The following is a 25,093-nucleotide window of genomic DNA, read 5'->3' as shown; positions in this document are numbered from 1 at the left end:
TCACGAATCCGTTCCTTCCGCCGGTGACGGCGTGGCAGGCGGCTTGGCCGCATCCGCCACGCTCCAATAGGCCAGCGCCGCGGGCGGCAGCTGGGGCAAGGCCGCGCGCAGCAGCAGCGCGTGCACGGCATCCTTCAATCGTGCCACGCGCAGGGCGATCCCACGAGCCTCCAGCCAGGCGGCGAAATCCGCCAGCGCCTCCACGGTGGTGCCGTCCAGGTCCGGCGACTCCTCCAGGCTGAGCACCACCACCCGGATGCCGCCGCGCTCGCCGACCCGCTCGCGCGCCAGCGCCAGCGTCGGTTCCGCATTGGCGAAGAACAGCGGTTCCTCCGGCCGCAGGATCACCATGCCGGGCTGCTCGCGCGCCGCCTGGTGCTGCTTCGTGTCGATGAAATCGTGGCTGTCGGCGAGCCGGCCGAGCACGCTGATCCGCGGCGTCGCCAGCTGGCGCAGCAGCAGCACCAGGCTGAACGCGATCGCGGACAGCAGGCCGTTCAGCACGCCCAGGGCAAGCACGGCCAGCACGGCGGCCAGCGCCACCAGCCGGTCGCGCCGCCATTGCAGGTACGGCCGGAACACCGCCAGCCGCCACGACTTGCTCACCGCGTGGATCACGATCGCCGCCAGCACCGGCTCGGGGATGCGCTCGATCCAGCGCAGGAACAGCAACACCAGCAGCAGCACGGTGGCCGCCGCCACCAGCCCGGCCAGCCGCGACTGCGCGCCGGCCGCCTCGTTCGCCGAGGTGGCCGAGTAGCCCGCGCCGACCGGCATGCCGTGGAACAGGCCCGAGACGACATTCGCCAAGCCGAGCGCGACCAGGTCGCGGTTCGGCCGCACCTCGTCCCCGTGCTTCAGCGCGAAGCTGCGGATGGCGCTGTACGACTCGGCGTACAGGATCAGCATCAGCGCCGCCGCCAGCTCGACGTTCGGCAGCCACTGCGACGAGTCCGGCCAGGCCGGTGCCGTCCACGCCAGGGCCAGATGCACCGGCCCGACCAGCGCCACGCCCTGCCCGGCCAGCCAGCCGGAGGCGGCGATGCCGAGCACGATCACCAGCAGGCTGCCCGGCAGCCGCCGCAGCCGCCCGCACAGGAACAGCAGGCCGAGGGCGGCCGCGCCGGCGGCGATCGCGGCCGGTTGCCACTGCCGGAACTGTTCGACCAGTTCGACCAGCACCCGCGCGACATCGCCGTGCCGGGTGGACACCCCGAACACGTGCGGCAGCTGCTTCACCGCGATCACCCAGGCCAGGCCGAACGCGTAGCCGCGTAGCACCGGCCGCGCGATCAGGTTCGACAGCGCACCCAGCCGGGCCGCCCCGGCCAGCAGGAAGCTGGCGCCGGCCAGTACCACCAGCATCGCCGCGGTGACGAGGCGCTGCGCGCCGTCGCCGCCGGCCAGCGCCAGCGTCGCCGCCGCCAGCACCGCCGCCGAGGACGAGGTCGCCGAGACGACCGCGTAGCGGCTGCGGCCGATCAGGCCGTAGCAGGCCAGGCCGGCGAACAGGCCGATCACGCCGGCCTGCGGCGGCAGCCCGGCGATGCCGGAGTACGCCACCGCCTCGGGCAGCAGCAGGCCGGCGATCGACACGCCGGCCAGGACATCGACGCCGAAGGTGGAACCCGCCGCGGACGCAGGTGCCGGGCCCGCGTTCATTCGATCAGCCCGCTCCAGCCCGGCAGGTACGCCGTGTCATGGCTGTGCGCCAGCAGCAGGGCCTGCTGCAGCACCTTCGCGCCGACCTTGCCGCCCGGCAGTTTGAGGCGGCGGCGGTAGAAATCCGCCCACAGGAACTCCGCGTAGGGCGTGGCGTCCTTCGCGCAGCCGCCGGCCGTGCGCACCCGCGCGGCGAGGGTGCGGTAGGGATCGTCGGCCATCTCGGCGAGGCTGGCCGGGATCGCGGCGTAGTCGACGCGGGTGCCGTGCTGGTCGTACGGATGCGCCCAGCGGTTGAACTCCATCGTGCGCCAGAACACGTCCGGCTCCAGCCAGGAGAAATCGCGCTGGATCATCACCGGCACGCTGTTCACCCCCTCTTCCAGCAGGGCCAGCCCGAGGTGATGGTGATCGACGATGTAGACGCGCTGCTTCGGCCCCAGCACGCCGGGGAACCAGTGCTGCTGGATCAGCTCCTTGCGCTTCTTCCTGCCGAGCTTTTCCCACTCCGCGCGCTTGCCCGCGACCTCGGCCTGGCCTACGGTGAGCTGGGTCGGCCGCAGCTTGGCCGGGGCGATCGACAACAACGGGTGACGCAGGCCTGACGACATGGCATGACTCCTCCGGGCAGATGCCGTGCCGCCGAGCGTACCCGAGCCGGGTCGTGCCGATAAGAGCCCGCTGCGCCGCGCAAGTTTCTGCGCGGACGGACGGCTATTCCATGCCGGCGTAGTAGCCGCGCATCGATTGCAGGTAGGCGTCCAGGTTGCGGCCGGTCCGGTCGGCGAACACCTCGCCGGTCTCGGCGAGTTCGTCGATGCGGTCGGGGCGGAAATTGCGGAAATTCTCGCGCAGCCGGCACCACGTGCCGAGCGTCCACTTGCCGCCCCAGAAGGCCAGGCACAGCGGCTCGACCTCGCGCCGGCTGACGTTGCCGCCTTCATCGCTGTAGGTCAGCTGCAGCACCCGGCGCGCCTCGATGGCCGCATGCAGCCGGTCGATGCGGGCGGCGAACGCGAGCTTGTACTCGTCGCGCCAGACCGGCGCATAGATGCGCGTGCGCGCGGCGCGCTCGCGCAGCTCCGGCGGCAGCACCGCCTCGATCTTCAGCAGCGCCGCCCGGGCATCGCCGGCCAGCCTGTCGCCGGCGAAGGCCTGCACGAATCGCGTGCCGACCACCAGCGCCTCGAGTTCGTTCGCGGTGAACATCAGCGGCGGGATGTCCGAACCCTTGCGCAGCACGTAGCCCACGCCGGCCTCGCCCTCGATCGGCACGCCGGACAACTGCAGGTCGGCGACGTCGCGGTACACCGTGCGCAGCGACACGCCCAGCGTCTGCGCCAGCGAGCGCGCCTGCAGCGCGGTGCGCCGGCCACGCAGGGCGTGGATGATGAGGAACAGGCGATCGGCTCGACGCATCCGTGCATCATCGCCGAGACCGGCGGCGGCGAACAGCGCCGAATGTCACGACTCATCGCACCGAGCCCGATCGGCATCAGGCTGCCTGCGTGGCCGCCAGTTCGGCATCCTTCGACGCGGCGCGCTGCATCGCCGGGCGCGCGAGCACCCGATCGATATACGCACGGATCACCGGCAACTCCGGCACCAGCTTGAACATCGCCGTCCAGTTCAGCGCGGTACCCCACAGCACGTCGGCCGCGCTGAACGTGTCGCCGAGCAGCCAGGGACCGCGTTCGAGCTGGTCGGTGAGCGTCTTCAGCATGGTGCCGTAGTCGCCGTAGCCGCAGGTCGAGGGCGGTGCCGGTTCGCGCTGCATCGCCTTGTCGAGCACTGCCGGCTCGAAGCACGAGCCGTAGAACACCAGCCAGCGCAGGTACGGCCCGCGCAGCGGGTCGCCGAGCGGCGGTGCCAGTTTTGCCGAAGGGTAGAGATCGGCCAGGTAGATGAACACCGCCGGCTGTTCGGTGATCAGCGCGCCGCCGTGATGGATCGCCGGCACCTTGCCCATCGGGTTGACCGCGAGATACGCCGGCCCACGCTGCTCGCCGGCCTTCAGGTTGAGCACGTGCAGGTCGTAGTCGACGCCGAGTTCCTCGAGCAGCGCGCGGGTGCCGGCGGAGCGGCTCTGTGGCGAATGGAAGAAGGTGACGCGGGGTGTCGTGTCCATGCCGGGTGCTCCTGGCCGAGGTGGAGGTTCAGTCCTGCGGAAGCTGGCAGACCGCCTCGATGTTGTGCCCGTCCGGGCCGATCACGACGGCGGCGTAGTAGTTCGCGTGATAGTGCGTGCGCAGGCCCGGCGCGCCGTTGTCGCTGGCGCCGGCGAGCAGCGCGGCCGTGTGGAAGGCATCCACCTGCGCGCGGTTGCCGGCGACGAAGGCCACGTGCAGCGGGGTCGGTGCAGCCGGACCCTCGACCAGCCAGAACTCCGGCTCGTCGCGGCCCATCCCGATCGCGCCGGGGTATTCCTTCACCACGGCGATGCCCAGCGGGGCCAGCGCCTGGCCGAAGAAGGCGCAGCTGCGGGCGAGGTCGCTGCCCGGCAGGCTGATGTGGTCGATGATCATGAAAACCCCGTGGGTCGGCGTGGTCGGAATCGGAGGTACGGCGCCGGCGCCCGGTCGTCGTGGCGGGTCCCGGGCATCACTGGCCGCGGGGGTGGAAGACGATGTGGGTCAGCGCGGCCAGCAGGCTGCGCCGGCGCGCACGCGGGGTGCCGGCGGCATCCGCCGGGGCCGCCTTGGGCAGCTTGTACTGCCCGTCCAGCAGCAGGCCGTTGAGATAGAGCGGGCGGTAGGCCATGAGTACGCGTTGCAGCATCGGTTTCATGATGGGCTCCTCATGCCGTCGCCACGGCTTCGCCGACGCACCACGGCGGCAGCTGGGCGTGCTTGAACAGGCGGTACCAGTGCTCGCGGTCGCCGGGGCTGTACAGGTCCAGCGTACGGATCACCTCGCGCGCGAACTCCACGCTGCCCAGATGGCTGGCGCTGATCACGCCGCCGTCGCTGACCGCCAGCACCTCGCTGTCGTACTGGTCGGCGCCGGCGTAGCCCGGCACCTGGGCCGCGATCTGGCCGTTCCAGTTGCCGGTGTGGCGGCAATGGTCGAGCAGGCCGGCGCGGGCCAGCGCCAGCACGCCGCTGTCGATCGCCGCCACCGGCGCGCCCGCGGCGTGCAGTTGGCGGATCGCCGCCACCGCCGGCGCACCCTCGCCGCGCTGCCACAGGTGGCCGCCGGGCACGATCAGCAAGGCCGCGCGCCGGGGGTCGAGCTGGGCCAGCGACAGCTCGGGCTGCACGCTCAGGCCGCCCATCGAGACCACCGGCGCCATCGAGAAGCCCGCCGCCTGCACCTGCCAGTCGCCGGGCCGGCGGATCTCGCACAGTGCCAGCGCGGCCTGCCAGTCGGCGAAGCCGTCGAACACCAGGAAATAAACCGTGTCGCGCATGTCGTGTCCCTCCGCTATGGAGGTACAGCTTGCCCACCTCTTGCTGCCAACGTGATGTCAGCAGCCGGGCCGGATGCGGGCGCGCGGGCCGCCGGGCTGGCACCGTTCAGCCGGAGCCGGGACAATGGCGCTTCCTCTTGCCATGGACCCGACATGAAACCCGTCTCGCTGATCCAGTTCCTGATCGAGGAACGCCGCGCCGGCCACATCAACGCCGAACTTTCGCTGCTGATCGAAGTGGTCGCGCGCGCCTGCAAGCGCATCGGCGTGGCCACCGGCAAGGGCGCGCTGGGCGGCGTGCTGGGCATGGCCGGCACCGCCGATTCCGTCAGCATGAACATCCAGGGCGAGGCGCAGAAGAAGCTGGACGTGATCTCCAACGAGATCCTGCTGGAGGCGAACGCCTGGGGTGGCCACCTCGCCGCCTGCGCCTCGGAGGAGATGGAAGACCCGCAGCAGATCCCGGACGGCTACCCGAAGGGCCAGCACCTGCTGCTGTTCGACCCGCTGGACGGCAGTTCGAACATCGACGTGAACATCTCGGTCGGCACCATCTTCTCGGTGCTGCGCTGCCCGGACGGCGTGACCGAACCGAAGGCCGAGCACTTCCTGCAGCCGGGCACCACCCAGCTCGCCGCCGGCTACGTGGTGTACGGCCCGTCCACCGTATTGGTGCTCACCTTCGGCCACGGCACCCACGAGTTCACGCTGGACCGCGAGGTCGGCAGCTTCATCCTCAGCCGCCGCGGCATCCGCATTCCCGAGCAGACCGCCGAGTTCGCCATCAACATGTCGAACCAGCGCCACTGGCAGGCGCCGATGCAGCGCTACATCGGCGAGCTGCTGGCCGGCAAGGAAGGCCCGCGCGGCAAGGACTTCAACATGCGCTGGGTTGCCTCGATGGTGGCCGACGTGCACCGCATCGTGACCCGCGGCGGCGTGTTCTATTACCCGCTGGACGCGAAGATCGTCGACAAGGGCGGCAAGCTGCGCCTTATGTACGAGGCCAACCCGATGGCCTTCATCGTCGAACAGGCCGGCGGCGCCGCCACCACCGGCCGCCAGCGCATCATGGGACTGCAGCCGACCGGCCTGCACCAGCGCGTGCCGGTGTTCCTCGGCTCGAAGCAGGAGGTCGAGCTGGCCACGCACTACCACCGGGAGGCCGACGGCGCGCTGGGCTGACGTTTTGCTCTCTAGTTCTGCTCCCTCCCCTGCAAGCAGGGGAGGGTTGGGGTGGGGTCGCTCTTCGCCTCGAGCCAAGATCAAAAGCTTCACCCCCTCACCTGAAGGACTCCCTTCAGTCGCCTGCCTCCCCCTGCGACCTAAGGAAGTCCCTTTGGGGCAAGCAGGGGCAGGAGCCAAAGCAACAACGCGGCCTGTCCTGTGCCCTGTCAGCGCCACGTTCCAGCCATAGACTCGCAACCACTCTCTTCCCAATAGACCACCACATGCCCTTCCATCGCCTGCTGCCGGTGCTTGCCGCGCTCCTGTTGAGCGCCTGTTTCCACGCCAGCAAGCCCGCGCCACCGCCGGTCGTGGCGCCGGCGCCGGTGAAGCTGAAGATCGGCCTGGCGCTCGGCGGCGGCGCGGCGAAGGGCTTCGCGCACATCGGCGTGATCAAGATGCTGGAGGCCAGTGGCATCCACCCGGACGTGGTCGCCGGCACCAGCGCCGGCAGCGTGGTCGGCGCGCTGTACGCCAGCGGCATGGATCCGTTCGCGCTGCAGCAGACCGCGTTCGGCCTGGACGAGGCGAAGATCCGCGACGTGCGGCTGTTTTCCGGCGGCCTGGTGCGGGGCCAGGCGCTGCAGGACTACGTCAACCAGCTGCTGCACAGGCAGCCGATCGAGCAGCTGAAGCTGCCGTTCGCCGCAGTGGCCACCGAGCTGGAAACCGGCGCGCGCACGATGTTCGTGCGCGGCGACACCGGCCGCGCGGTGCGCGCGTCGTCCGCGGTTCCCGGCGTGTTCGAGCCGGTCGAGATCCGCGGCAAGCACTACGTCGACGGCGGTGTGGTCAGCCCGATCCCGATCGATGCGGCGCGCCAGCTCGGCGCCGACTTCGTGATCGCGGTGGACATCTCCGCCGCGCCGGACGGCAGCAACCCGCAAGGCATGGTGGGCATCGTCGGCCAGTCCATCGCCATCATGGGCCGGCAGCTGGCCGCGCAGGAAAGCGCGCGCGCCGACGTGGTGATCCGGCCCGACCTGCGCGGCATCGGCCCCACCGATTTCGAACAGAAGAACCAGGCCATCCTGGCCGGCGAGAAGGCCGCACTGGCGGCGATCCCCGCGATCCGCGCCAAGCTCGCCGCGCTGACGGCAACGCGCCAGGCCGCCGCCACCGCCGCGCGCTGAGCGCGGCCGGCCGTGCCGTCCCGCACTTGGCGCGGATGATGCCCGGGCTGTAGCGTCGGGTTTTCCCCACACCGGAATCCCCCCATGTCGAAACGCGCGTACCTGCCCGCTCCCTTGCTGCTGCTGGCCCTCGCGCTGGCGCCGGCCGCCTTCGCCGCCGCACCTGCGGTCGACCCGCGCATCGAGCAGGTGCTGGCCCAGCTGGGCAAGGCGCAGTCGATCCAGGCGGTGGCGATCTCGCCGGACGGCAAGCAGCTGGCGTGGGTGATCGAGCGCGACGGCAAGCCGGCGATCGAGCGGGCCGACGCCGACGGTCGCCATGCGCATCGCGTGAGTGCCGCGGCCAAGCCGGGCGAGTGCGCCGAATCCGGCATCGCCTGGGCGCCCGATTCGCGCCACCTCGCCTTCATCGCCAACTGCCACGTCGACCTCACCAGCACCAAGGTCATGCAGAACGCCATTTATCTCGCCGATACGCGCGGCAACGGCGCGCCGGCGCGGCTGGCCGAGCTGCAAGGCTACGTGCGTTCGCTGCAGTGGACCGCCGACGGCAAGTCGCTCGGCTTCCTCTACGTGCCCGGCGCCACCCGCCACGCCAGCGCGGTGGCCGCGGCCAAGCCGGCCGCCGGCGAGATCGGCGTGAGCGGGGTGGAAGTGCAGCGCGTGGCCAGCCTCGACATGGCCAGTGGCGTGCTGCACGAACTCACGCCGGCCAGCCTGTACGCCTACGAATTCGACTGGTCGCCGGACGGCTCGCGCATCGCCTACACCGCCGCGCCGCCGCCGGGCGACAACAACTGGTGGATCGCCAAGCTCTACGTGCAGCCGGCGCAACCCGGCGCCGACGCCGGCGTGCTGGTCGATCCCGCCGACGCCGCCAGCGGCTCGCTGCATGGCCTGCAGATCGCCCTGCCGCGCTGGTCGCCGGATGCGTCGCGGATCGCCTTCATCGGCGGCCTGATGAGCGACCAGGGCGCCACCGGCGGCGACATCTACGCGGCAGCCACCGATGGCGGCACGCCGGTCGAACTCACCCCCGGCATCCGCGTCACGCCCGTGTGGCTGCGTTGGAGCGGGCCGCAATCGCTGCTGGTCAGCCAGGTCAGCAACGGCCAGAGCCAGCTGGCGGATTACGCCGTCACCGGCGACCGCGCGCAGCAGCAAGGTGTGCACTTCACGGTGCCGGCCAGCATCGGCGACGGCAGCGCGTCGATGGCGATGTCGCTGTCGGCCGACCTCAAGCGCATCGCGTTCGTGCAAAGCTCCTACGCGACCGCCGCCGAAGTGCACGCCGGCGCGTTCGACCGCACGCCGCCGCCGGCGGTCACCGCGCTCAACGCCGCGCTGAAACCGGCCTGGGGCAAGGCCGAATCGGTGGAGTGGAACAACGAGGGCTTCCACGTGCAGGGCTGGCTGCTGTATCCGGCCAACTACGACGCGAAGAAGCGCTACCCGATGATCGTGGTGGTGCATGGCGGCCCGTCCAGCGCGGTGATCCCGCGCTGGCCCGGCGTCGGTTACGGCGGCGCGCCGCTGGCGGCCTTGGGCTATTTCGTGTTCATGCCGAATCCGCGCGGCAGCTTCGGCCAGGGCGAGCGGTTCGTGCAGGCGAACCGCAAGGACTTCGGCCACGGCGACCTGCGCGACCTCCTCGCCGGCGTCGACGCGGTAGAGAAGAAGGTCCCGGTGGACGACCAGCGGCTCGGCCTCACCGGCTGGAGCTACGGCGGCTTCATGAGCATGTTCGCGCCCACGCAGACGCAGCGCTTCCGCGCCGTGGTGGCCGGCGCCGGCATCTCGAACTGGCAGAGCTACTACGGCCAGAACCTGATCGACCAGTGGATGCCGCCGTTCTTCGGCGCCAGCGTCTACGACGACCCGGCGGTGTACGCGAAGAGCTCGGCGATAAATTTCATCAAGCAGGTGAAAACCCCGATGCTGATCGTGGTTGGCGACCGCGACGCCGAATGCCCGGCGCCGCAGTCGTTCGAGATGTGGCATGCGCTGCGCGCGCAGAACGTGCCGACCTCGCTGGTGGTGTACCCGAACGAAGGCCACCACTTCGTCGATCCCGCGCACCAGCGCGACGTGCTGCAGCGGGCGTTGGCGTGGTTCGCGAAGTACCTGCCGGCGAGCAAGTAGACGCCGGTGTCCGTCTCCCACCGGGAGGGGTGGACGTGCGGTCGCATCGCGCGGGCCAGTCGCCTCCCTCCCTGCCATCGGCGCCGGTTTCAACGCCACGGACGACATCCCATGAACCTCGCCCTGTTCGACTTCGACGGCACCATCACCACGCGCGAGACCTTCGGCGACTTCATGCGCTGCGCAGTGACGCCGCTGCGACGAGCGCTGGGCGCACCGTTGTTCGCGCCGATGCTGGCCGGCTACAAGCTGGGCCTTGTCTCCGGCACGCGCATCCGCCATCACGTCGCCGCCTTCGGTTTCCGGGGTGTGCCGGCCGCGCACGCCCATGCGGCCGGCGAACGCTTCGCCGCCGAGTTCCTGCCCGGTCTGCTTCGCCCCGAAGCCATGCAGCGCACCGCCTGGCATCGAGCGCAGGGCGACATCGTGGTGTTGGTATCCGGCGGCCTCGACTTCTACCTCGCGCCGTGGTGCAGGCAGCACGGCCTGGAATTGATCTGCTCCACGATGGAAACTCGCGCCGGGCGCCTCACCGGCCGCTACCACGGTGCCCAATGTGTGGGTGAGGAAAAGGCTCGCCGCGTGTGCGAACGCCACGACCTTGCCACCTACGACCAGTGCTACGCCTACGGCGACACTCATGAAGACGGGGCGATGCTGGCGCTGGCGCACAAGCGCTTCTACCGCGGTGTCGAGATCGATTGATCGGCAAACATCAGAACAACTCGCCCTGCGGCGACGGCTTGCGCGGCGGCACGAAGCGCGAGGTATCGAGGGTGAGTTCGCGGGCGCGGACGAAGCCGTGCTTGCGGCAGGCGACTTCGAAGCGGCGGCGCAGCAGGTCGGCGAACACGCCCTGGCCGCGCATGCGGGTGCGGAAGTCGCTGTCGTAGTCGCGGCCGCCGTTCATCTGCCGCACCAGGCTCATCACGTGTTCGGCGCGCTGCGGCACGTGCAGGGCCAGCCATTCGCGGAACAAGGCTTTCAGTTCCCACGGCAGGCGCAGCGTGGTGTAGCCGGCGCAGCGCGCACCCGCTTCGTGCGCGCGTTCGAGTACCGCTTCCATGTCCTTGTCGTTCAGCGCCGGGATGATCGGCGCCGCCAGCACGCCCACCGGCACGCCGGCAGCGGCGAGCGCGGCGATGGCCTGGATCCGCCGGTGCGGCGCGCTGGCGCGCGGCTCGAGTTTCGCGGCGAGGTGGTTGTCCAGCGAGTTGACCGAGACGAACACCTGCACCAGCTTCTCGCGCGCCATCGGCTGCAGGATGTCGAGGTCGCGCTCGACCAGCGCGTTCTTGGTCACGATGGTGCACGGGTGGTGGCATTCGGCGAGCAGTTCCAGCGCGGCGCGGGTCAGCCGCCACTTCTTCTCGATCGGCTGGTAGGGGTCGGTGTTGCTGCCGATGTTGATGGGGCTGACCCGGTAGCCCGGCCTGGCCAGTTCCACGCGCAGCACCTCGGCGAGGTTGCCTTTGGCGCGGATCTTCGTCTCGAAGTCCAGCCCGGGCGAGAGGTTGAGGTAGCTGTGCGTGGGCCGCGCGAAGCAATAAATGCAACCGTGCTCGCAGCCGCGATACGGGTTCATCGCCTGCTCGAAGGCGATGTCGGACGAGTCGTTGCGGGTGATCACGCTCTTGGCGCGCTCCTCGGTGACCTCGGTGCGCGGGCGCGGTGCATCCTCGTCCAGCAGAGCGCCCTGCCAGCCGTCGTCCTCGGCCTGGTGACGGATGCTTTCGAAGCGGCCTTCCGGATTGGAGGCGGCGCCGCGACCCTTGAGCGGGCGCGTCGCGGGGAGCTGTTCCGGGGAGGTCGGCAATGGCGAGGAGCGATCCATCGGAGCAGTGTCGCGCGGCGACGTCTCAGTCGCCGCGACATCTTTTCGCGGCGTGATCCGGCGCGCGCCGGACGCGCCATGGCGACGTTATGATGCGGCCGTCCGCCGCTGCCGGCGGCGCGCTTTCACCTGTCGGGGCTTACTTCATGCGCTGGCTGCTGTTCGCCTTTACCGTGTTCGCGTTCATGCTGTGCTTCACCCGCCACGGCGCCGGCGCCTGGGGCTTCTGGCTGCTGGTCGGGCTGATCGGCGTCTTCGCCACCACGCTGGCCTTCGTGCAGGCGCGCATCGCCGGCAGCGCGCGCGGGGACAGCCTGTCCGAGTACGACCTGAAGCGGCTGCGCGAGGGCAAGGTGCCGCTGAAGCACGAACGCCCGGATCGGTAAGGTACTGACGGGTAGGAGCGCACCCTGTGCGCGATGCTTTGAGGTCAATCGGGCCAAGAGCATCGCGCACAGGGTGCGCTCCTACAGCCCCAGCTCGGCGGCCATCGCCTCGCGCATCAGGTACTTCTGCACCTTGCCGGTCACCGTCATCGGGAAGGCATCGACGAAACGCACGTAGTGCGGCACCTTGTAGTAGGCGAGGTGGTGGCGGCAGTAATCCTGGATCTCGGCCACGCTGGCGCTGACGCCTTCGCGCAGTCGGATCCACGCGCACACCTGCTCGCCGAACTTCGCGTCGGGCACGCCGAACACCTGCACGTCGAGCACCTTCGGGTGGGCGTACAGGAACTCCTCGATCTCGCGCGGGTACACGTTCTCGCCGCCGCGGATGATCATGTCCTTGAGCCGGCCGACGATGCGGCAGTAGCCGTCCGCGTCGATCACCGCGAGGTCGCCGGTGTGCATCCAGCGCGCCTCGTCGACCACCTCGCGGGTGCGCGCCTCGTCCTCCCAGTAGCCCAGCATCACCGAGTAGCCGCGCGTGCACAGTTCGCCCGGCATGCCGCGCGGCACGATGCGCCCACGCTCGTCGACCAGCTTCACCTCCAGCTGCGGATGGATCCGGCCCACGCTGTCGACGCGGCGTTCCAGCGGATCGTCGGGCACGGTCTGGAAGCTCACCGGGCTGGTCTCGGTCATGCCGTAGGCGATGGTGATCTCGCCCAGGTGCATCTCGCCGACCACCCGCCGCATCACCTCGATCGGGCACGGCGAGCCGGCCATGATGCCGGTACGCAGGCTGGACAGGTCGAACTCGGCGAAGCGCGGGTGCTCGAGTTCGGCGATGAACATGGTGGGCACGCCGTGCAGGCCGGTGCACTTTTCCGCCGCCACGGTCTCCAGCGTGGCCAGCGCGTCGAAGCCCTCGCCGGGAATCACCATGCAGGCGCCATGGGTGACGCAGGCGAGGTTGCCCAGCACCATGCCGAAGCAGTGGTAGAACGGCACCGGGATGCACAGCCGGTCGTGCTCGGTGAGGCGCATCGCCTCGCCGATGAACCAGCCGTTGTTGACGATATTGTGGTGGGTCAGGGTGGCGCCCTTCGGCGCGCCGGTGGTGCCGGAGGTGAACTGGATGTTGACCGGGTCGTCGAAGCCCAGTTCGCGTTCGGTCGCGTGCAGATGCGCCAGCGCCGCGGCATCGCCAAGCTCCACCAGCTGCCGCCAGCCGCGCGTGCCAGGCGCCGGCTCGTCGTCGAGCAGGATCACCTCGTGCAGCGCAGGCAGCCGCGCCGCGTGCAACTCGCCCGGCGCGCCGGCGGCCAGTTCCGGCGCCAGTTCGGCGAGGATGTCCAGGTAGTGCGAGGTCTTGAAGCGGCGCGGCAGCACCAGCGCGCGGCAAGCCACCTTGTTCAGCGCATACTCCAGATCGTGCGTGCGGTAGGCCGGATTGATGTTGACCAGGATCAGCCCGGCCTTCGGCGCGGCGAACTGCAGCAGCACCCATTCGGCGCGGTTCGGCGACCAGATGCCGACGCGGTCGCCGCGCTCGAGGCCCAGCGCCAGCAGGCCGGCGGCCGCGCGCTCCACCGCGGCATGGAACGCGCGGTAGTTCAGCCGAACGCCCTGCGCGCGCACCACCAGCGCCGGCCGCTCGGGATAGGCGGCGGCGATGCGGTCGATCAGCGCACCCACGGTGTCGCCCAGCAACGGTTGCGGGCTGGCACCATGGACATAGCTTGCTGCCGCCTTCACGCAGGTTTTCCCATATCCGTCGCTTGCCACGTGGCCACCGACATCATGCCTCCATATCCGTCACGATCGCTGCACACCGGCTCCCCCACGCTGGCCGCGACCTGGGTGGACGACGCGTCGACCCTGCCCCTTTGTCCAAACGGGAGTTCACGATGACGGCAAGTGGCCTGATCATATTCCTCGTCATCGGCGCGATCGCCGGCTGGCTCGCCGGCATGATCGTCCGTGGTTTCGGCTTCGGCCTGCTCGGCAACATCGTGGTCGGCATCATCGGTGCGTTTCTTGCCGGCTGGCTGCTGCCGACGCTGGGCGTCGGCTTCAGCCTCGGCGGCCCGATCCTCACCAGCATCGTCTACGCGATGATTGGCGCGATCGTGCTGCTGGTGGTGATCGGCCTGGTCAAGCGCGCCTGACGGTTCATCCTGCCCATGGCGGCAAAGGAAAACGCAGCGGCGCGGGCCGCTGCGTTTCCCCGTGGCACACGCGGGTTCAGTCGTGCAGGTTCACGTCCTTGGTTTCGCGCACGAACAGCATGCCGATCACGAACGTCATCGCGGCGATCGCCACCGGATACCACAGGCCGGCGTAGAAATTGCCGGTGGCCGCGACGATGCCGAACGACACCGAGGGCAGGAAGCCGCCGAACCAGCCGTTGCCGATGTGGTACGGCAGGCTCATCGAGGTGTAGCGGATCTTGGTGGGGAACATCTCCACCAGCCACGCGGCGATCGGCCCGTAGACCATCGTCACGTAGAGCACCAGGATCGTCAGCAGCAGCACCAGCATCGGCTTGTTGGTCTGCGCCGGATCGGCCTTGGCCGGGTAGCCGGCCGCGGCAAGCGCCTTGCCGACGCTGTCGCCGAAGGCCTTGCTGCGGGCGGTGAAATCGGCCTTGGACAGGGCGCCGCCCTCGAACGAGGGGAACTGCTGGCCGCCGATCGAGACGACCGCCGGCGTGCCCGCCGCGGCGACGACGTTCTCGTACGGCACGCCGCGCTTGGCCAGGTAGCTCTTGGCCACGTCGCAGGAGCTGGTGAAGACCTTCTTGCCGATCAGGTCGATCTGCACGCTGCAGCCGGCGGGATCGGCCTGCACCCGCACCGGCGCCGTCACGCTGGCCGCCTCGATCGCCGGGTTGCCGTAGTGGGTGATCGCCTTGAAGATCGGGAAGTAGGTCAGCGCGGCGAGCAGGCAGCCGGCCAGCACCACCGGCTTGCGCCCGATCTTGTCCGACAGCCAGCCGAAGAACACGAAGAACGGCGTGCCGATCACGAGCGCCGCGGCGATCATCAGCTGGGTAGTGGTGGCATCGATCTTCAGCGTGCTGCCGAGGAAGTACATCGCGTAGAACTGGCCGCAGTACCACACCACGGCCTGGCCGGCGGTGGCGCCGAGCAGGGCCAGGATCACCAGCTTGAGGTTGCCCCAGCGCGCGAACGACTCGGTCAGCGGCGCCTTCGACTGCTTGCCCTCGGCCTTCATCTGCTTGAACACCGGCGACTCGGCTAGTTGCAGGCGGATGTACACCGACACCGCCAGCAGCAGCGACGACAGCAGGAACGGAATGCGCCAGCCCCAGTCGTCGAACTTGTCGCCGAGCATCCACTTGCAGCCCAGGATCACCAGCAGCGACAGGAACAGGCCGAAGGTGGCGGTGATCTGGATGAAGCTGGTGTACAGGCCGCGCTTGCCCTTCGGTGCGTGTTCGGCCACGTAGGTGGCCGCGCCGCCGTACTCGCCGCCCAGCGCCAGGCCCTGCAGCATGCGCAACGCGATCAGGATCACCGGCGCGGCCATGCCGATCGAGCCGTAACTGGGCAGCAGGCCCACGAAGAACGTGGACAGGCCCATGATCACGATGGTGATCAGGAACGTGTACTTGCGCCCGACCAGGTCGCCGACCCGGCCGAACACCAGCGCACCGAACGGGCGCACCGCGAAGCCGGCGGCGAACGCGAGCAGGGCGAACACCAGCTGGCTCGCCTCGTTCAACCCCGAGAAGAACTGGTGGCCGATGATCACGGCGAGCGAGCCGTACAGGTAGAAGTCGTACCACTCGAACACGGTGCCCAGGCTGGATGCCAGGATCACCCGCTTGTGGCTGACGTCGAGCGCGTTGTCGGCACGGCTGCCGATGGCGTCGATGGCATTGGTGGCCATGTGTTTCCCCTCCCGAAATAAGTGAATTGCCTCTGCCCGGAACCCTGGGGAGAAGTCGGAAGGTGCGGACCGTCCCTTGCCCCGGGCCGCACCTCGTCATCCTCCCGGTCTCGCGGGAGGTTGGGCGGCGGCGTGCCGAGGCACGCCGCCATGAACCTCAGAAGCGATACAGCGCGTTGAGGCTGACCTGGTTGCCGGTGGTGGTCTTGCGGTCGGTGCCGTTGCTGGTGGAGTCGATCTTGTCGTGCATCCATTCGGCGCTGAGGTCGTAGGAGCCGGCGGTGTACTGCAGGCTCAATGCGGCCTGGCGGTTGCGCAGCAGGCCGGTCGCGCCATGGCCCATCCAGGTGATCACGTCCTTGCTGTCGGGCTTGCTGTACGCGTAGAACGCGTACAGGCTCCAGTTCGGCGTGAAGCTGTAGCCGGCCTGCACGAAGCCGCCGCGCTCGCTGATGTCGCCGAACTGCGACATCGCGCCGAAGATCTCGCCGAGGCCATTGCCGGCATAGGCCAGCCCCTTGAACGTCCACGGACCGGGTTTCCACTGGCCGCCGACCTCGTAGCCCACGCTGGTCACCTCGGAACGGATCGGCGTGGGCGCGTTGCCATCCACGCCGCGCAGGTCGACCTTGCTGTAGTGAGCGGCGAAGTACGCCAGCCAGTTCTTGTCCTGCACGTGCAGCCGCGCCTCGATCTGCGGCCGGAAACCGGCGTTGCCGGCGGTGAGGTAGTTGATGTTGTTGCCGGGACCGCTCCAGTTGCCCTCGAACGCCGCCACGTCGATACGCCACTGCGCGCCGGTGCTGCCGTGGTTGATGTCCTGCATCACCACCACGCCGGGGAAGCGCCAGCCGCCGTAGCCGGAACCGAAGCCCAGCGGGAACGCGATGTGCGCCAGCGAGGTGGGCGAGTTGTCGATCGGGAACATCAGGTCCCACTGCTGGCCGATGCGCACCGTGGTACCGGTTTCAGGGTTGGTCAGGTCCATGTAGGCCTGGCGCAGGCGCGGCGTCGCCTGCTGCTGGCTGTAGGCGCCGGTGCCGTTGAAGCCGCCGAAGAAGTCCATCTCGATGCGGCCGCCGCCGTTCCAGTCGCCGGCAAACTTGGCGCCCTTGAAGTCGAGCCAGAAGCGCGTGTTGCGCACGTCGACGCCGCTGAGCGAACCCTTCGAGCCGGGTATCGGGAACAGCGCGTTCTGGCCGTTGCCGTAGGTGAAGCTCTTGTTCTGGCTGAACGCGCTGGCGCTGATGAAGCCGTGCAGCGCCACCGACACGCCGGGCGCGCTGCTGAAGGTCGGCGTGGACGCGGGCGCGGCGGCCACGCTCTGCGCGGCCGGAGCCTGCGGCGCCGGCGCGGCCTTCTGCGCCTTGATCATCGCCTTCAGTTCGTTCAACTGCTGCTCCAGCTGCGCCACGCGCTGCTCGAGCTGCTGTTCGCGCGCGTCGCTCTGCGCATGAGCGGCCAGCGGCAGGGCCAGCGCGCAGGCCATGCTCAGGGCGAGCGCCTTGTAACGGTTCGTGTATCGCGTCGTCATGCGTGCGTCTCCCCAAGGTCGATGACGGGCCGAGCATGGCCATGCTGCGGCGCGGGCGACTATTCGCCATTGGTCGAAGTTCGACCAAAGTCGAGACGCCGCCGCGCCGCCTCCGCCGCAACGATCGGGCTACACTCGAAGCCCGCATGCCGCCGGGCGCCGTCGCCTGCCGCGGCATCCCCCTCGCCGTTCCCGGCACCCAGCCAGCAGGAGCCCAGCCATGTCCAAGCTCTACCCGGTCGATCCCTCGTTCGCCGCCGCCGCGCGCCTGCGCCACGACGATTACACGCGCCTCTACGCCGAGTCGGTGCGCGATGCGGAGGGCTTCTGGGGCCGCGTCGGCCAGCGGCTGGACTGGACCCGCGCGCCGACCCGGATCAAGGACGTCTCGTTCAGGCGCGACGACCTGCACATCCGCTGGTACGAGGACGGCGAGCTCAACGTGTCGGCGAACTGCCTCGACCGCCACCTGGAGAAGCGCGGCGACAAGGTCGCGATCATTTTCGAGGGCGACGACCCGAAGGACTCGCGCAGGATCACCTACCGCGAGCTGCACGCCGAAGTGTGCAAGTTCGCCAACACGCTGAAGCATCTCGGCGTGGCCAAGGGCGACCGCGTGGCGATCTACCTGCCGATGATCCCCGAGGCGGCGGTGGCGATGCTGGCCTGCGCCCGACTCGGCGCCACCCACTCGGTGGTGTTCGGCGGCTTCTCGCCCGACTCGCTGGCCGGGCGCATCGCCGACTCGCAGGCCAAGGTGGTGGTCACCGCCGACGAGGGCCTGCGCGCGGGCAAGCACATCCCGCTCAAGGTCAACGTGGACGCGGCGCTGGAGCGCCCCGGCACCAACAGCGTGGAAACCGTGATCGTGGTGCGCCATACCGGCGGCGCGGTGAACATGCAGTCGCCGCGCGACCGTTATTACCACACCCTGATGGAAGGCCAGTCCGCCGACTGCCTGCCGGTCCCGGTCGACGCCGAACACCCGCTGTTCGTGCTGTACACCTCCGGCTCCACCGGCAAGCCGAAGGGCGTGCAGCACTCGACCGGCGGCTACCTGGTGTTCATCAGCTACACCCACGAGCTGGTGTTCGACCTGCGCGAGGACGACGTCTACTGGTGCACCGCCGACGTCGGCTGGGTCACCGGCCACAGTTACGTGGTGTACGGCCCGCTCTGCAACGGCGCCACCACGGTGATGTTCGAGGGCGTGCCGAACTATCCCGACCACAGCCGCTTCTGGCAGGTGATCGACAAGCACAAGGTGACGCTGTTCTACACCGCGCCCACCGCGATCCGCGCGCTGATGCGCGAGGGCGAGGGCCCGGTGAAGAAGACCTCCCGCGCGTCGCTGCGCCTGCTCGGCTCGGTCGGCGAGCCGATCAACCCGGAGGCGTGGGAGTGGTACTACCACGTGGTGGGCGAGGGCCGCTGCCCGATCGTCGACACCTGGTGGCAGACCGAGACCGGCGGCATCATGATCTCGCCACTGCCCGGCGCGATCGCCACCAAGCCCGGCTCGGCCACGCTGCCGTTCTTCGGCGTCAAGCCGGCCATCGTCGACGCCGACGGCCAGGTGCTGGAAGGCGTGGCCGAGGGCAACCTGCTGATCACCGATTCCTGGCCCGGCCAGGTGCGCACCATCTACGGCGACCACCAGCGCTTCATCGACACCTACTTCAGCGCCTATCCCGGCAACTACTTCAGCGGCGACGGCGCGCGCCGCGACGAGGACGGCTACTACTGGATCACCGGCCGCGTCGACGACGTGATCAACGTGTCCGGCCACCGCCTCGGCACCGCCGAGGTGGAGAGCGCGCTGGTGGCGCATCCGAAGGTGGCCGAGGCCGCCGTGGTCGGCTGCCCGCACGAGATCAAGGGCCAGGGCATCTACGCCTACGTCACCCTGGTCGCCGGCGAGACCGGCAGCGATGCGCTGCGCGCGGAACTGATCGCCTGGGTGCGCAAGGAGATCGGCCCGATCGCCACGCCGGACTACCTGCAATGGGCGCCCGGCCTGCCGAAGACCCGTTCGGGCAAGATCATGCGCCGCATCCTGCGCAAGATCGGCGAGAATCTGCCCGACCAGCTCGGCGACATCACCACCCTGGCCGACCCGGGCGTGGTGAAGAACCTGGTCGACGAGCGATTGATCAAATGAGGCAACTGTAGGAGCGCACCCTGTGCGCGATGCTCTTTCCCCACCACCGGACAAAAGCATCGCGCACAGGGTGCGCTCCTGCACTCCCGACGAAGCCCATGCCCGACATCCTGATCGCCGACGACCATCCGCTGTTCCGCGATGCCCTGCAGCGCGCGGTGCTGGCCGCGCTGCCGCAGGCGCGCGTGCATACGGCCGACAGCGTGCACACCCTGCTCGGCCTGATCGAGCAGTTCCCCGACGCCGAGCTGCTGCTGCTCGACCTGCACATGCCCGGCGCGCGCGGCTACTCCGCGCTGGCGCACATCCGCGGCCAGTACCCGGGGCTGCCGACCATCGTGGTCTCCGGCCACGAGGAGGCGCAGGTGGCGCGCCGCGCGCTGGCGCACGGCGCCTCGGCGTACATCCCCAAGTCCACCGCCGGCGCCGACATCGTGGCGGCGATCCGCGCCGTGCTGGACGGCGACGTCTGGCTGCCGCCGGCCCTGCTCGGCAACCCCGCCGAGCTCAAGCCCGACGAAGCGGCCGCCGCCGCGCAGGTAGCCGCGCTGACGCCGCAGCAGTTCCGCGTGATGACGATGATAGCCGAGGGCCTGCTGAACAAGCAGATCGCATGGGAGCTGGGCGTCTCCGAGGCCACCGTGAAGGCGCACATGACCGCGATCATGCGCAAGCTCGGCGTCAACAACCGCACCCAGGTGGCCCTGCTCGCCAGCCAGCTCGCGGTCGACCAGGAAAGCCTGCCGGCCATAGCGGACGATCCCGACTGAGCCCTTGCGGGCGAGCGGATCGGGCCTGGGTTGGGCCGGACATCCCGAGCCGCCCGCCGTATCGCCTGCGCCGATGCGGCCCGGACGCGGTTTCTTCGGCGCCGGGGCACGCCGTCAATCAGCCTTATATACGGCTATTTGATTTTCTTGCTTTCTTTTGTTGCGGCGCACTATAGTCGATTCTCCCCATGCCGGGAGTGGAGAACATGGCTCAGCCGCGCGCGCAGGGTTTGTACAGCCCATCCAACGAACACGACGCCTGCGGCGTGGGTTTCGTCGCCCACATCAAGGGCAGGAAAAGCCACGACATCGTCCAGCAGGGCCTGCTGATCCTGCGCAACCTGGATCACCGCGGCGCGGTCGGCGCCGATCCGCTGATGGGCGACGGCGCCGGCATCCTGATCCAGATCCCCGACCTGCTCTACCGCGAGGACATGGCGCAGCAGGGCGTGCAGCTGCCGCCGCCGGGCGAATACGGCGTGGGCATGATCTTCCTGCCCAAGGAGCACGCCTCGCGGCTGGCCTGCGAACAGGAGCTGGAGCGCACCGTGCGGGCCGAGGGCCAGGTGGTGCTGGGCTGGCGCGACGTGCGCGTCGACGCCGGGATGCCGATGTCGCCGGCGGTCAAGGCGACCGAACCGGTGGTGCGACAGCTCTTCATCGGGCGCGGGCCCGACGTCATGGTGCCCGACGCGCTGGAGCGCAAGCTGTATGTCATCCGCAAGACCTCCAGCCACGCGATCCGCGCGCTGGGCCTGAAGCACGGCAAGGAATACTTCGTCCCCTCGATGTCCAGCCGCACAGTGGTCTACAAGGGCCTGCTGCTGGCCGGCCAGGTCGGCCAGTACTACCTCGACCTGGCCGACCCGCGCACCGTGTCGGCGCTGGCGCTGGTGCACCAGCGCTTCTCCACCAACACCTTCCCCGCGTGGGAACTGGCCCACCCCTACCGCATGATCGCGCACAACGGCGAGATCAACACGGTCAAGGGCAACGTGAACTGGATCAACGCGCGCACCGGCGCGATCTCCTCGCCGGTGCTCGGCGACGACCTGGCGAAGCTGTGGCCGCTGATCTACCCCGGCCAGTCCGACACCGCCTCGTTCGACAACTGCCTCGAGCTGCTGACCATGGCGGGCTACCCGCTGTCGCACGCGATGATGATGATGATTCCCGAGGCCTGGGAACGCCACACGCTGATGGACGACAACCGCCGCGCGTTCTACGAATACCACGCCGCGATGATGGAACCCTGGGACGGCCCCGCCGCGATCGCCTTCACCGACGGCCGCCAGGTCGGCGCCACGCTCGACCGCAACGGCCTGCGCCCGGCGCGCTACCTGATCACCGACGACGATCTGGTGATCCTGGCCTCCGAGGCCGGCGTGCTGCCCGTCGCCGAATCGCGCATCGTGAAGAAGTGGCGGCTGCAGCCGGGCAGGATGCTGCTGATCGACATGGAAGCGGGCCGCATCATCGACGACAAGGAGCTGAAGGACCAGTTGGCCAACGCCCGGCCGTACAAGCAGTGGATCGAGCACATCCGGATCAAGCTGGACGCGCTGCCGGAGCCGCGCGCCGAAGCGCGCGCCGTCGACAGCCTGCTCGACCGCCAGCAGGCCTTCGGCTACACCCAGGAGGACCTGAAGTTCCAGCTGCTGCCGATGGCGCAGGCCGGCGAGGAGGCGATCGGCGCGATGGGCAACGACTCGCCGATGGCGGTGCTGTCGGAGCGCAGCAAGTCGCTGTACAACTATTTCCGCCAGCTGTTCGCGCAGGTCACCAACCCGTCGATCGACCCGATCCGCGAGCAGCTGGTGATGTCGCTGGTGTCCTTCATCGGGCCCAAGCCCAACCTGCTGGACATCAACAACATCAACCCGCCGCTGCGGCTGGAGGTGGCCCAGCCGGTGCTGGACTTCGCCGAGATGGCCAAGATCCGCAAGATCGGGCGCTACTCCAAGAGCAAGTTCCGCAGCTTCGAGCTGGACATCACCTACCCGGCGGCCTGGGGCAAGGCGGGCATCGAGGCGCGCCTCGCCTCGCTGTGCGCGCAAGCCACCGACGCGATCCGCCAGGGCCACAACATCCTGATCGTGTCCGACCGGCGCAGCGACCGCGAGCGCGTGGCGATCCCGGCCCTGCTGGCCACCTCGGCCGTCCACCAGCACCTGGTCACCAAGGGCCTGCGCACCAGCACCGGCCTGGTGGTGGAGACCGGCTCGGCGCGCGAGGTGCACCACTTCGCCCTGCTCGCCGGCTACGGGGCCGAGGCGATCCACCCCTACCTGGCGATGGAAGTGCTGGCGCAGCACTTCGCCGCGGGCAGCGACGGGATCGGCGCGGAGAAGGCGATCCGCAACTACATCAAGGCGATCGACAAGGGCCTACAGAAGGTGATGTCCAAGATGGGCATCTCCACCTACATGTCCTACACCGGTGCGCAGATCTTCGAGGCTGTGGGCCTGAGCCGCGAGCTGGTGGACAAGTACTTCACCGGCACCACCTCCAACATCGAGGGCATCGGCCTGTTCGAGGTGGCCGAGGAAGCGCTGCGCCTGCACGCCGCCGCCTACGGCGACGACCCGGTGCTGGCCGACGCGCTGGACGTGGGCGGCGAGTACGCCTGGCGCGTGCGCGGCGAGGAACACATGTGGACGCCGGACATGGTGGCCAAGCTGCAGCACGCCACCCGCGCCAACAACGCGCAGACCTACCAGGAGTATTCGCAGCTGGTCAACGACCAGAGCCGGCGCCTGATGACGCTGCGCGGGCTGTTCGAGTTCCGCCTCGACCCGGCCGCGGCGATTCCGCTGGACGAAGTGGAACCGGCCGCCGAGATCGTCAAGCGCTTCGTCACCGGCGCGATGTCGCTGGGCTCGATCTCGACCGAGGCGCACACCACGCTGGCCATCGCGATGAACCGCATCGGCGGCAAGTCCAACACGGGCGAAGGCGGCGAGGACGAGGCGCGCTACCAGGGCGAGCTGCGCGGCGTGGCGATCAAGCAGGGCGACACCGTCGCCGGCCTGCTCGGCGAGGCGCACATCGAACGCGATCTCGAACTCGAGGCCGGCGACTCGCTGCGCTCGCGCATCAAGCAGGTGGCCTCGGGCCGCTTCGGCGTCACCGCGGCCTACCTGGTCTCGGCCGACCAGATCCAGATCAAGATCTCGCAGGGCGCCAAGCCCGGCGAGGGCGGCCAGCTGCCCGGCCACAAGGTCTCCGACTACATCGCCCGGCTGCGCTTCTCGGTGCCGGGGGTGGGCCTGATCTCGCCGCCGCCGCACCACGACATCTACTCGATCGAGGACCTGGCCCAGCTCATCCACGACCTGAAGAACTGCAACCCGCAGGCGTCGATCTCGGTGAAGCTGGTGTCCGAGGTGGGCGTGGGCACGGTGGCGGCCGGCGTGGCCAAGGCCAAGGCCGACCACGTGGTGATCGCCGGCCACGACGGCGGCACCGGCGCCTCGCCGTGGTCGTCGATCAAGCACGCCGGCACGCCGTGGGAACTGGGCCTGGCCGAAACCCAGCAGACCCTGGTGCTGAACCGCCTGCGCGGCCGCATCCGGGTGCAGGCGGACGGCCAGATGAAGACCGGCCGCGACGTGGTGATCGGCGCCCTGCTCGGCGCCGACGAATTCGGCTTCGCCACCGCGCCGCTGGTGGTGGAAGGCTGCATCATGATGCGCAAGTGCCACCTCAACACCTGCCCCACCGGCGTGGCCACGCAGGATCCGGTACTGCGCAGGAAGTTCAGCGGCAAGCCCGAGCACGTGGTGAACTACTTCTTCTTCGTGGCCGAGGAGGCGCGCCGGATCATGGCGCAGCTGGGCATCCGCCGCTTCGACGAACTGGTCGGCCGCGCCGACCTGCTCGACATCCGCCAGGGCATCGCGCACTGGAAGACGCGCGGGCTGGATTTCGCCCGCGTGTTTTACCGCCCCGAGGTGCCGGCGGAGGTGGCGCGGCGGCACGTGTCCGCACAGGACCACGGCCTCGACCAGGCCGGCAAGGCGCTCGACCACACCCTGATCGAGAAGGCCCGGCCCGCGCTGGAGCGCGGCGAACGAACCAGCTTCATCGTCAGCGTGCGCAACGTGAACCGCACCGTGGGCACCATGCTTTCCGGCGAGGTGGCGCGCCGCCACGGCCACGCCGGCCTGCCCGACGACAGCATCCACATCCAGATGGACGGCACCGCCGGACAGAGCTTCGGCGCGTTCCTGGCCCGCGGCATCACGCTCGACCTGGTCGGCGAGGCGAACGACTACGTGGGCAAGGGCCTGTCCGGCGGACGCATCGTGGTGCGCTCGCCGAACGACTTCCACGGCTTCGGCCCGGAGCACATCATCGCCGGCAACACGGTGCTGTACGGCGCCACCGAAGGCGAGGCCTACTTCAATGGCGTCGCCGGCGAACGCTTCGCCGTGCGCAACTCCGGCGCCACGGCCGTGGTGGAAGGCGTCGGCGACCACGGCTGCGAATACATGACCGGCGGCACCGTGGTCCTGCTCGGCGAGACCGGGCGGAATTTCGCCGCCGGCATGTCCGGCGGGGTGGCCTACGTCTACGACCCCGAGCTGCACTTCCAGCCGCGCTGCAATCTTTCCATGGTCGGCCTGGAACCGCTGCTCTCCGGCGTCGAGCAGGAGCTGCGGGTGCCGCGGGCGCTGTGGCATCCGCCCACCCGCGGCGGCGCCGGCGAAACCGACGAGGCGATCCTGCGCCGGCTGCTCGAGGCGCATTTCCGCTACACCGGCAGTTTCCGCGCCAGGGCGATCCTGCACGACTGGATCAATGCGCGCACGCATTTCGTCAAGGTGATGCCGCACGAGTACAAGCGCGCGCTGGCCCAACCGCCGCGGGAAACCGCGACCGCATCCACCGAGAAGGCCACGGCCTGAGTCCAGGGGG

20 protein-coding genes are annotated in these 25,093 nt (G+C 69.4%); 9 read left to right on the top strand and 11 right to left on the bottom strand.

The genetic code is table 11. The features are described 5' to 3' along the window. From AC3WRN_RS06220 to AC3WRN_RS06190, 7 genes are all read right to left on the bottom strand, one after another. The gene (locus tag AC3WRN_RS06220; protein ID WP_492622308.1) at positions 1 to 1,662 is read right to left on the bottom strand and encodes a SulP family inorganic anion transporter; all 1,662 of its coding nucleotides are present in this window, start codon (positions 1,660 to 1,662) and stop codon (positions 1 to 3) included. After that, positions 1,659 to 2,273, bottom strand: coding sequence for a ParB-like protein (locus AC3WRN_RS06215; RefSeq protein ID WP_492622307.1), 615 nt, complete (start codon positions 2,271 to 2,273; stop codon positions 1,659 to 1,661). Before AC3WRN_RS06215 ends, AC3WRN_RS06220 begins: the two co-directional genes overlap by 4 nt. Positions 2,274 to 2,376: 103 nt before the next feature. Then, positions 2,377 to 3,081: a helix-turn-helix transcriptional regulator gene (locus AC3WRN_RS06210; RefSeq protein ID WP_068093742.1), complete on the bottom strand. Its 705-nt coding sequence runs from the start codon at positions 3,079 to 3,081 to the stop codon at positions 2,377 to 2,379. 76 nt (positions 3,082 to 3,157) lie between these two features. After that, positions 3,158 to 3,790, bottom strand: coding sequence for a glutathione S-transferase family protein (locus AC3WRN_RS06205; protein WP_492622306.1), 633 nt, complete (start codon positions 3,788 to 3,790; stop codon positions 3,158 to 3,160). A 28-nt stretch (positions 3,791 to 3,818) separates the two neighbouring features. Then, a complete protein-coding gene (locus tag AC3WRN_RS06200) occupies positions 3,819 to 4,187 on the bottom strand; it encodes a VOC family protein (protein WP_492622305.1) in 369 nt (122 codons plus the stop codon). 76 nt (positions 4,188 to 4,263) lie between these two features. Continuing rightward, complete coding sequence (locus AC3WRN_RS06195) at positions 4,264 to 4,449, bottom strand: hypothetical protein (protein WP_068093736.1); 186 nt, start codon at positions 4,447 to 4,449, stop codon at positions 4,264 to 4,266. A gap of 10 nt (positions 4,450 to 4,459) precedes the next feature. Continuing rightward, a complete protein-coding gene (locus AC3WRN_RS06190) occupies positions 4,460 to 5,071 on the bottom strand; it encodes a DJ-1/PfpI family protein (protein WP_068093734.1) in 612 nt (203 codons plus the stop codon). A 153-nt stretch (positions 5,072 to 5,224) separates the two neighbouring features. On the opposite strand from AC3WRN_RS06190, the gene AC3WRN_RS06185 reads away from it, so the two are divergent. The 4 genes from AC3WRN_RS06185 to AC3WRN_RS06170 all read left to right on the top strand — a co-directional run bounded on the left by AC3WRN_RS06185 (position 5,225) and on the right by AC3WRN_RS06170 (position 10,278). After that, on the top strand, positions 5,225 to 6,256 hold the full coding sequence (locus AC3WRN_RS06185; protein WP_068093732.1) for a class 1 fructose-bisphosphatase: 1,032 nt from the start codon (positions 5,225 to 5,227) through the stop codon (positions 6,254 to 6,256). Between the two features lie 266 nt (positions 6,257 to 6,522). Then, complete coding sequence (locus AC3WRN_RS06180) at positions 6,523 to 7,431, top strand: patatin-like phospholipase family protein (protein WP_068093729.1); 909 nt, start codon at positions 6,523 to 6,525, stop codon at positions 7,429 to 7,431. Between the two features lie 84 nt (positions 7,432 to 7,515). Further along, positions 7,516 to 9,573, top strand: a complete 2,058-nt coding sequence (locus AC3WRN_RS06175) for a S9 family peptidase (protein WP_492622304.1) — start codon at positions 7,516 to 7,518, stop codon at positions 9,571 to 9,573. A 111-nt stretch (positions 9,574 to 9,684) separates the two neighbouring features. Continuing rightward, positions 9,685 to 10,278: an HAD family hydrolase gene (locus AC3WRN_RS06170; protein ID WP_492622303.1), complete on the top strand. Its 594-nt coding sequence runs from the start codon at positions 9,685 to 9,687 to the stop codon at positions 10,276 to 10,278. Positions 10,279 to 10,288: 10 nt separating this feature from the next. On the opposite strand, the gene AC3WRN_RS06165 is transcribed toward AC3WRN_RS06170, so the two are convergent. Continuing rightward, positions 10,289 to 11,407, bottom strand: a complete 1,119-nt coding sequence (locus AC3WRN_RS06165; RefSeq protein WP_492622302.1) for a PA0069 family radical SAM protein — start codon at positions 11,405 to 11,407, stop codon at positions 10,289 to 10,291. A 146-nt stretch (positions 11,408 to 11,553) separates the two neighbouring features. On the opposite strand from AC3WRN_RS06165, the gene AC3WRN_RS06160 reads away from it, so the two are divergent. Then, positions 11,554 to 11,793: a hypothetical protein gene (locus tag AC3WRN_RS06160; RefSeq protein WP_492622301.1), complete on the top strand. Its 240-nt coding sequence runs from the start codon at positions 11,554 to 11,556 to the stop codon at positions 11,791 to 11,793. An 81-nt stretch (positions 11,794 to 11,874) separates the two neighbouring features. Here AC3WRN_RS06160 and AC3WRN_RS06155 read toward each other — a convergent pair whose 3' ends face one another. Further along, on the bottom strand, positions 11,875 to 13,548 hold the full coding sequence (locus AC3WRN_RS06155; RefSeq protein ID WP_492622300.1) for an AMP-binding protein: 1,674 nt from the start codon (positions 13,546 to 13,548) through the stop codon (positions 11,875 to 11,877). A gap of 152 nt (positions 13,549 to 13,700) precedes the next feature. On the opposite strand from AC3WRN_RS06155, the gene AC3WRN_RS06150 reads away from it, so the two are divergent. Further along, positions 13,701 to 13,961 carry a GlsB/YeaQ/YmgE family stress response membrane protein gene (locus AC3WRN_RS06150; protein ID WP_068093710.1) on the top strand — a complete coding sequence of 87 codons (261 nt, stop codon included), beginning with the start codon at positions 13,701 to 13,703 and terminating at the stop codon, positions 13,959 to 13,961. Between the two features lie 76 nt (positions 13,962 to 14,037). Here AC3WRN_RS06150 and AC3WRN_RS06145 read toward each other — a convergent pair whose 3' ends face one another. Next, on the bottom strand, positions 14,038 to 15,708 hold the full coding sequence (locus tag AC3WRN_RS06145; RefSeq protein ID WP_068093708.1) for an MFS transporter: 1,671 nt from the start codon (positions 15,706 to 15,708) through the stop codon (positions 14,038 to 14,040). A 157-nt stretch (positions 15,709 to 15,865) separates the two neighbouring features. Beyond that, the gene (locus AC3WRN_RS06140) at positions 15,866 to 17,242 is read right to left on the bottom strand and encodes a hypothetical protein (RefSeq protein WP_492622299.1); all 1,377 of its coding nucleotides are present in this window, start codon (positions 17,240 to 17,242) and stop codon (positions 15,866 to 15,868) included. A gap of 220 nt (positions 17,243 to 17,462) precedes the next feature. Between AC3WRN_RS06140 and acs the strand changes: the two genes are divergently transcribed. The 3 genes from acs (at position 17,463) to AC3WRN_RS06125 (ending at position 25,083) form a co-directional block, all read left to right on the top strand. Further along, positions 17,463 to 19,403 (top strand): acetate--CoA ligase, encoded by a 1,941-nt coding sequence (gene acs, locus AC3WRN_RS06135; RefSeq protein ID WP_492622298.1) that lies wholly within the window; start codon positions 17,463 to 17,465, stop codon positions 19,401 to 19,403. 98 nt (positions 19,404 to 19,501) lie between these two features. Next, positions 19,502 to 20,173 carry a response regulator transcription factor gene (locus AC3WRN_RS06130; RefSeq protein ID WP_068093699.1) on the top strand — a complete coding sequence of 224 codons (672 nt, stop codon included), beginning with the start codon at positions 19,502 to 19,504 and terminating at the stop codon, positions 20,171 to 20,173. A 206-nt stretch (positions 20,174 to 20,379) separates the two neighbouring features. Further along, positions 20,380 to 25,083, top strand: a complete 4,704-nt coding sequence (locus AC3WRN_RS06125; protein WP_492622297.1) for a glutamate synthase-related protein — start codon at positions 20,380 to 20,382, stop codon at positions 25,081 to 25,083. Positions 25,084 to 25,093: the final 10 nt, after the last annotated feature.

The sequence above is a fragment of the Rhodanobacter sp. FW101-FHT13A11 genome (assembly GCF_058790335.1).
The sequence above is the reverse complement of the archived record's forward strand: the minus strand, read 5'-3'. Positions and strand labels throughout refer to the sequence as shown.

What these genes read in the sequence shown, in the direction of transcription:
- AC3WRN_RS06220 (WP_492622308.1), bottom strand. Translation starts at nt 1,662, where the DNA reads ATGAACGCGGGCCCGGCACCTGCGTCCGCGGCGGGTTCCACCTTCGGC.
- AC3WRN_RS06215 (WP_492622307.1), bottom strand. Translation starts at nt 2,273, where the DNA reads ATGTCGTCAGGCCTGCGTCACCCGTTGTTGTCGATCGCCCCGGCCAAG.
- AC3WRN_RS06210 (WP_068093742.1), bottom strand. Translation starts at nt 3,081, where the DNA reads ATGCGTCGAGCCGATCGCCTGTTCCTCATCATCCACGCCCTGCGTGGC.
- AC3WRN_RS06205 (WP_492622306.1), bottom strand. Translation starts at nt 3,790, where the DNA reads ATGGACACGACACCCCGCGTCACCTTCTTCCATTCGCCACAGAGCCGC.
- AC3WRN_RS06200 (WP_492622305.1), bottom strand. Translation starts at nt 4,187, where the DNA reads ATGATCATCGACCACATCAGCCTGCCGGGCAGCGACCTCGCCCGCAGC.
- AC3WRN_RS06195 (WP_068093736.1), bottom strand. Translation starts at nt 4,449, where the DNA reads ATGAAACCGATGCTGCAACGCGTACTCATGGCCTACCGCCCGCTCTAT.
- AC3WRN_RS06190 (WP_068093734.1), bottom strand. Translation starts at nt 5,071, where the DNA reads ATGCGCGACACGGTTTATTTCCTGGTGTTCGACGGCTTCGCCGACTGG.
- AC3WRN_RS06185 (WP_068093732.1), top strand. Translation starts at nt 5,225, where the DNA reads ATGAAACCCGTCTCGCTGATCCAGTTCCTGATCGAGGAACGCCGCGCC.
- AC3WRN_RS06180 (WP_068093729.1), top strand. Translation starts at nt 6,523, where the DNA reads ATGCCCTTCCATCGCCTGCTGCCGGTGCTTGCCGCGCTCCTGTTGAGC.
- AC3WRN_RS06175 (WP_492622304.1), top strand. Translation starts at nt 7,516, where the DNA reads ATGTCGAAACGCGCGTACCTGCCCGCTCCCTTGCTGCTGCTGGCCCTC.
- AC3WRN_RS06170 (WP_492622303.1), top strand. Translation starts at nt 9,685, where the DNA reads ATGAACCTCGCCCTGTTCGACTTCGACGGCACCATCACCACGCGCGAG.
- AC3WRN_RS06165 (WP_492622302.1), bottom strand. Translation starts at nt 11,407, where the DNA reads ATGGATCGCTCCTCGCCATTGCCGACCTCCCCGGAACAGCTCCCCGCG.
- AC3WRN_RS06160 (WP_492622301.1), top strand. Translation starts at nt 11,554, where the DNA reads ATGCGCTGGCTGCTGTTCGCCTTTACCGTGTTCGCGTTCATGCTGTGC.
- AC3WRN_RS06150 (WP_068093710.1), top strand. Translation starts at nt 13,701, where the DNA reads ATGACGGCAAGTGGCCTGATCATATTCCTCGTCATCGGCGCGATCGCC.
- AC3WRN_RS06145 (WP_068093708.1), bottom strand. Translation starts at nt 15,708, where the DNA reads ATGGCCACCAATGCCATCGACGCCATCGGCAGCCGTGCCGACAACGCG.
- AC3WRN_RS06140 (WP_492622299.1), bottom strand. Translation starts at nt 17,242, where the DNA reads ATGACGACGCGATACACGAACCGTTACAAGGCGCTCGCCCTGAGCATG.
- acs (WP_492622298.1), top strand. Translation starts at nt 17,463, where the DNA reads ATGTCCAAGCTCTACCCGGTCGATCCCTCGTTCGCCGCCGCCGCGCGC.
- AC3WRN_RS06130 (WP_068093699.1), top strand. Translation starts at nt 19,502, where the DNA reads ATGCCCGACATCCTGATCGCCGACGACCATCCGCTGTTCCGCGATGCC.
- AC3WRN_RS06125 (WP_492622297.1), top strand. Translation starts at nt 20,380, where the DNA reads ATGGCTCAGCCGCGCGCGCAGGGTTTGTACAGCCCATCCAACGAACAC.